This window comes from Tardiphaga sp. GW822-FHT04G09 (assembly GCF_058800725.1).
The window spans coordinates 56,960-63,106 of the sequence record NZ_JBXAMO010000029.1 but is presented as its reverse complement, the minus strand read 5'-3'; the positions used below and the strand labels follow the sequence as shown (position 1 = coordinate 63,106).

5 protein-coding genes are annotated in these 6,147 nt (G+C 62.8%); 3 read left to right on the top strand and 2 right to left on the bottom strand.

The features are described 5' to 3' along the window. Window positions 1-73: 73 nt before the first annotated feature. Window positions 74-1,021, bottom strand: a complete 948-nt coding sequence (locus AC1RLZ_RS29085; RefSeq protein ID WP_493191483.1) for an acetamidase/formamidase family protein — start codon at window positions 1,019-1,021, stop codon at window positions 74-76. A gap of 137 nt (window positions 1,022-1,158) precedes the next feature. On the opposite strand from AC1RLZ_RS29085, the gene AC1RLZ_RS29080 reads away from it, so the two are divergent. Continuing rightward, window positions 1,159-2,781 (top strand): ABC-F family ATP-binding cassette domain-containing protein, encoded by a 1,623-nt coding sequence (locus tag AC1RLZ_RS29080; RefSeq protein WP_493191482.1) that lies wholly within the window; start codon window positions 1,159-1,161, stop codon window positions 2,779-2,781. Window positions 2,782-2,784: 3 nt separating this feature from the next. On the opposite strand, the gene AC1RLZ_RS29075 is transcribed toward AC1RLZ_RS29080, so the two are convergent. Next, window positions 2,785-3,267 carry an Lrp/AsnC family transcriptional regulator gene (locus AC1RLZ_RS29075; RefSeq protein ID WP_371422218.1) on the bottom strand — a complete coding sequence of 161 codons (483 nt, stop codon included), beginning with the start codon at window positions 3,265-3,267 and terminating at the stop codon, window positions 2,785-2,787. Between the two features lie 116 nt (window positions 3,268-3,383). Between AC1RLZ_RS29075 and alr the strand changes: the two genes are divergently transcribed. Both alr and AC1RLZ_RS29065 read left to right on the top strand, forming a co-directional pair. Then, window positions 3,384-4,580 (top strand): alanine racemase, encoded by a 1,197-nt coding sequence (gene alr, locus AC1RLZ_RS29070; protein WP_493191481.1) that lies wholly within the window; start codon window positions 3,384-3,386, stop codon window positions 4,578-4,580. Continuing rightward, window positions 4,577-5,830, top strand: a complete 1,254-nt coding sequence (locus AC1RLZ_RS29065; protein ID WP_493191480.1) for a D-amino acid dehydrogenase — start codon at window positions 4,577-4,579, stop codon at window positions 5,828-5,830. Before alr ends, AC1RLZ_RS29065 begins: the two co-directional genes overlap by 4 nt. Window positions 5,831-6,147: the final 317 nt, after the last annotated feature.

Genomic DNA, 6,147 nt, shown 5'->3' with positions numbered 1-6,147 from the left:
CGAACCTCGCACTTCGCTGGCTTCATCCACCTCGCCGCAGCAATGATCTGGAACCAATGAATGTCGATCGGCCCTAGCGTTTTGCCTGGTTCAGGATCGCAAGCGGCATCATCACATGGATGCCCTTGTCGAGATTGACCAGCTGGGTGACGCGGACATCCGCGGAGAGGCTGCAGAGGAAATAGGCCTCTTCGGATGTCAGCGTGGTGCGCGCGACGATCATGGCGATCATCCGGCGCAGCGCGACGCGTGCGGCTTCGTCGAGATCGGGATCGAACGCCATGGTGATCAGGTGATCCCTGGTCTCGGCATAGGGTGCTTCGAGCTGCGCATTCTTGACGAGGTTGATCCTGAATGTGCCGGTGAGGCCGGTCTCCACGGCGGTAACGCAGACTTCGCCGTCGCCCTGTACGGCGTGGCCGTCGCCGCACGAGAACAGCCCGCCCTCGGTCCAGACCGGCAGATACAATGTGCTGCCGGCGCCCAGTTCCTTGTTGTCCATATTGCCCCCGAAATGGGAGGGCATCGTCGAACTGAGGCGGCCCGCTGCGGGCTTCGGCGCGACGCCCATCACGCCGAAGAACGGCGCAGCCTGCAGGGTCATGCCCCACGGCGTTTTCACCGCACCGGTGGCGCGGTCGAGGCCGATATGGATGCGACGGAACGAATCGAAGTCGTCGGGCAGCGTTCCCATGCCTGGCTTGAACAGCATATAGCCCCAGTCGTCCGCGAGCTGAACATCGAGGATCTCGACACGAAGCGCGTCCCCCGGCCTGGCGCCGCTGACGGCGACAGGGCCGGTCATGATGTGTGGTCCGAGTTCCGGTTTGAGGGCATCCCCAATGGCCAGCAACTCCGGGCGGATCGTCATTCCGGTATCTGTCGGCAAATGGTCGTTGGCGCCGCTGACGCTGTTCATCACGATGATCTCGCCCGGCTCAATCGTGGCGATCGGCTTCACTGTGGCGTCGAAATAGCCCCAATGGACCGTGGATGGTGTCGGTTGAATGGTCTGCGTCATCGATGGCCCCTGATTCCGAGTATTGCCCGCACACCATACCGGCTGGATCGGCTTTTGCAGCGCAAAATATCCTTCCGTACGAGGGCCGGATGCCTTATTGGCAGGCCTTAATCCCTGTCCCGTGAGCCCATACGCCAATGATCCGCCTCGATAATATCAGCAAGCAGAACGGTCATCAGATCGTCTTCATCGAAGCCGCCGGCGCGCTGCTCAAGGGCGAGAAGATCGGTCTGGTCGGGCCCAACGGTTCCGGCAAGACGACCCTGTTCCGCATGATCACCGGCCGGGAGCTGCCCGACGAGGGCCAGGTGGTGGTCGAGCGCGGCGTCACCATCGGCTATTTCAGCCAGGATGTCGGCGAAATGTCTGGCCATAGTGCCGTCGCCGAGGTGATGGAGGGCGCCGGTCCGGTCAGCGTCGTGGCCACCGAGCTGAAGGAACTGGAAGCGGCCATGGCCGATCCGGACCAGGCCGACAATATGGACACAATCATCGAGCGCTACGGTGAGGTGCAGGCGCGCTTCGAGGAACTCGATGGCTACGCGCTGGAAGGCCGTGCCCGTGAAGTGCTTGCTGGTTTGTCCTTCACGCAGGAAATGATGGAGGGCGACGTCGGCAAGCTGTCCGGCGGGTGGAAGATGCGCGTCGCGCTGGCGCGCATTCTGTTGATGCGCCCCGATGTGATGCTGCTCGACGAACCCTCGAACCATCTGGATCTCGAGAGCCTGATCTGGCTCGAAGGTTTCCTGAAGGGTTACGAGGGGGCGCTGCTCATGACCTCGCATGACCGCGAATTCATGAACCGCATCGTCACCAAGATCATGGAGATCGATGCGGGATCGCTGACATCCTATTCCGGCGACTACGAGTTCTACGAGGCGCAGCGCGCCATGAACGAGAAGCAGCAGCAGGCGCAGTTCGAGCGTCAGCAGGCGATGCTGGCCAAGGAGATCAAGTTCATCGAGCGCTTCAAGGCGCGTGCGTCCCATGCGGCGCAGGTGCAGAGCCGCGTCAAGAAACTCGACAAGATCGAGCGCGTCGAGCCGCCGAAGCGCCGTGAGGTCGTGTCGTTCGACTTCCTGCCGGCGCCGCGCTCCGGCGAAGACGTCGTCAGCCTCAAGAACATCCACAAGGCCTATGGCAGCCGCACCATTTATGAAGGGCTGGATTTCTCGGTGCGTCGCAAGGAACGCTGGGCCGTGATGGGCATCAATGGCGCCGGCAAGTCGACGCTGCTGAAGCTCGTCACCGGCGCGGCAGAGCCCGACAACGGCAACGTCACCATCGGCGGCAGTGTCAAGCTGGGCTACTTCGCGCAGCACGCGATGGACCTCCTCGATGGCGAACGCACGATCTTTCAGAATCTCGAAGACTCATTCCCGCAGGCGGGCCAGGGCACGCTGCGCGCACTGGCGGGCTGCTTCGGCTTCTCCGGCGATGATGTCGAGAAGCGCTGCCGTGTGCTGTCGGGCGGCGAGAAGGCGCGTCTGGTGATGGCCAAGATGCTGTTCGATCCGCCGAATTTCCTGGTGCTCGACGAGCCGACCAACCATCTGGACATGGCCACCAAGGAAATGCTGATCAAGGCACTGGCGGACTACGAAGGCACCATGCTGTTCGTCTCGCATGACCGCCACTTCCTGGCGGCGCTGTCGAACCGCGTGCTGGAGCTAACACCGGACGGCATCCAGCAATATGGCGGCGGGTATACCGAATATGTCGAGCGTACCGGCCAGGAAGCGCCGGGCTTGCATCCGTAAGGCTTACCCTGTCAGCGCCGATAGCGAGACGCCGCGTTTCACCACGCTGCGCATCGCGAAGCTCGAATGCAGCCGCGCCACGCCGGGCATCCGCGACAGTTGCTGCTTGTGGATGCGTTCATAGTCTTCCATGTCGCGTGCCTGCACATGGACGAGATAGTCGTCATTGCCCGACATCAGATAGCAGGACACGACATCGGGGCATTTCGCGATCTCGCGCTCGAAGGCCGAGAGCGCGCCTTCGCTCTGCTTGTCGAGCGTGATGTGGACATGCACCGTCATCATGTAGCCGAGCTCGGACGCGTCGATCTCGGCGGCATAGCCCTTGATGACACCCTTCTTTTCCAGCGCATGCAGCCGCCTCGTGCAGGCCGTCGGCGACAGCCCGACGCGTTCGGCGAGCACGAGTTGGCTGATACGGGCGTCCTGCACGACCTCGCGGAGGATCTTGCGGTCAATCGAATCGAGTTCCGGTGCGGCGGGCATGGGCGTTCCATTTTGCAGTAATTCACCAATACTTGCGCCTAATCCGCTGAATATCGGCGCCCCGTAGCCTATCAGCGGCCAAAATCGGCGTAAAGCGTCGCCCGCGACATGCGACAATGTCTCTGCGATCATTCGTGGCGGGGGATGTGATGCTGGCACCTTGGACAGGCGGGACGGGGACGCGGCACGCGAGCGCGGTGCTGACCATCGATCTCGCTGCGATCTCACGCAATTACCGGCTGCTGGCCGAACGCGTCGGACCCGGCGTCACCTGTGCCGGCGTGGTCAAGGCCGATGCCTATGGCCTCGGCGCCGACCGTGTCGCACCGGCGCTCTATCGGGCCGGCTGCCGCGCCTTCTTCACGGCGCATCTCGACGAAGCCGTGGATATCCAGACACATCTGCCAGACGACGTTGCGATCTATGTCTTGAATGGTTTGCCGGCGGGCGGCGAGCCCGATTGCGCCAATGCCGGCATCGTCCCGGTGCTCAATTCGCGCGAACAGCTTGATGCCTGGTCAGATCAGGCGCGGCAACGCGGTCGCGTTCTCCCGGCGGTCATTCAGGTCGATAGCGGCATGTCGCGGCTGGGCATGTCGCCGCGCGAAGTCGCCGATCTCGCCGGCAGGGATACGTCGGTTCTTGATGTCCAGCTGGTGATGAGCCATCTCGCTTGTGCCGATACGCCGGCGCATCCGGCCAATGCGCATCAGCTTGCGGCGTTTCAGACACTCGCCAAACGCTTCCCTGCTGCGCGAAAATCTCTCGCCAATTCGTCCGGCATTTTCCTCGGCCGCAACTATCATCACGATATCGTCCGTCCCGGTGCCGCGCTCTATGGTCTCAATCCCAATCCCGCGCAAAGCAATCCGATGCTGCCGGTGGTGCGTCTCACCGCGCAGGTGATCCAGACCCGCGAGATCGAGGCCGATGCCCATGTCGGCTATGGCTGGACTTTCCGCACGCCGCAGCCGACGCGCCTCGCGACATTGGCGATCGGTTATGCCGACGGATTGCAGCGCGCTTTCGGCAATGGCGGCGCGGTCTATTTTCGCGGGCGCCGGCTGGCAGTTGCCGGACGCGTCTCGATGGACTCGCTGACTGTCGATCTTGGCTATCTGCCCGCCGGCATGTTGGCACGGGGATCGCAAGTGCAAATTATCGGCGAGCACCAGTCGCTCGATGCGCTGGCCGCAACAGCGGGCACCATTGGCTATGAAATGCTGACCTCGCTCGGTCAGCGCTATGAACGAATTTACTCGGATGAGATCGATGTGCGGTGGACCGCCCGGTCTGGAGGCACGGTGCGATGAAGGTTCTGGTTCTCGGCGCGGGCGTGATCGGCGTTACCACGTCCTATTATCTGGCCAAGGCCGGCCATGAGGTGACGGTGATCGACCGTCAGGCCGGTCCGGCGCTGGAAACCTCGTTTGGCAATGCCGGCGAAGTCTCGCCCGGCTATGCCTCGCCCTGGGCCGGTCCCGGCGTGCCAAAGAAGGCGCTTGGCTGGATCATGGACAAATATGGTCCGCTGGTGGTGCGGCCGCAGGCCGATCCGCACCAGTGGCGCTGGATGCTGCAGATGCTGCGGAATTGTACCACCGCGCGCTATGCGCTGAACAAGTCGCGCATGGTCGGCATCGCCGAATACAGCCGCGACCAGCTGCGTGCGCTGCGCGCCGAGACTGGCATCACCTATGATGATCGCAGCCAGGGTACGCTGCAGCTGTTCCGCAAGCAGTCGCAGCTCGATGCAACCGGCGGCGATATCGATGTGCTCAAGCAATATGGCGTGCCTTATGAAGTGCTCGATCGCGCCGGCTGCGTGAAATACGAACCGGGCCTCGCCGGCGTGCGGGATCTGTTCGTCGGCGGCTTGCGTCTGCCCCAGGACGAGACCGGCGACTGCCATCTGTTCACGCAGCGGCTGGAAAAGATCGCAGCGGGACTCGGCGTGAAGTTTGTCTATGAAACGACCATCAAGTCGGTGGATGTCACCGGCGGCCGTGTCGCACAGGTCACGACCGACAAGGGTGTCTTCACGGCAGATACCTATGTGATGGCGCTTGGCAGCTTCTCGCCGCTATTGCTGCGTCCGCTCGGCATCGATGCGCCGGTCTATCCGGTGAAGGGCTATTCCATCACTGTGCCGATCACCGATGAGAGTGTCGCGCCACAATCGACCATCATGGACGAAAGCTACAAAGTGGCAATCACGCGCCTCGGCGACCGCATCCGCGTCGGCGGCACTGCCGAAGTCGGCGACTATCATCCGGTGCCGTTTGCACCACGCCGCATGCCGCTCGACAAGTCGGTGACCGACCTGTTCCCGACCGCCGGCGATCTGTCGCGCTCCACATTCTGGAGCGGCTTGCGGCCGATGACGCCGGATGGCCCGCCCATCGTTGGCCCGACACATCTCGGAAATCTGCACCTCAATACCGGCCACGGCACGCTCGGCTGGACTATGGCCTGCGGCACCGCGCGCGTGCTCGCCGACCAGATTTCCGGTAGGGCGCCGGAGCTGGATGTGAAGGATCTTGCGATCAGTCGTTATAGCTGAGGTGTCGTTCTTTCTTAACCTCTCCCCGCACTGCGGGGAGAGGTCGCCGCGTCTTCGCGGCGGGTGAGGGGCCGTCTCGGGCGAAGCCCCAGTTATGCGTCTCTCGGTTCACATGTCTTCGGCCCGAGACATCACTCCTTTTGCATCGTATGTGCCTGGCCCCTCACCCCAACCCTCTCCCCGCGCAGAGCAGGAGAGGGAGCTTATGTCAGCAGTCTCCGGCTCTTCGCATTGCGCCGGTTCTGGCCGCATGCGTGCCATGCTTCCGGCCGCGCCCATTTACTTCCCCGCCATTTCCGTTTTCAGTTGCTGAAAAC

Excerpts from the sequence above, each read along its gene's own strand:
- AC1RLZ_RS29085 (WP_493191483.1), bottom strand. The coding sequence starts at position 1,021 with ATGACGCAGACCATTCAACCGACACCATCCACGGTCCATTGGGGCTAT.
- AC1RLZ_RS29080 (WP_493191482.1), top strand. The coding sequence starts at position 1,159 with ATGATCCGCCTCGATAATATCAGCAAGCAGAACGGTCATCAGATCGTC.
- AC1RLZ_RS29075 (WP_371422218.1), bottom strand. The coding sequence starts at position 3,267 with ATGCCCGCCGCACCGGAACTCGATTCGATTGACCGCAAGATCCTCCGC.
- AC1RLZ_RS29065 (WP_493191480.1), top strand. The coding sequence starts at position 4,577 with ATGAAGGTTCTGGTTCTCGGCGCGGGCGTGATCGGCGTTACCACGTCC.
- alr (WP_493191481.1), top strand. The coding sequence starts at position 3,384 with ATGTCTCTGCGATCATTCGTGGCGGGGGATGTGATGCTGGCACCTTGG.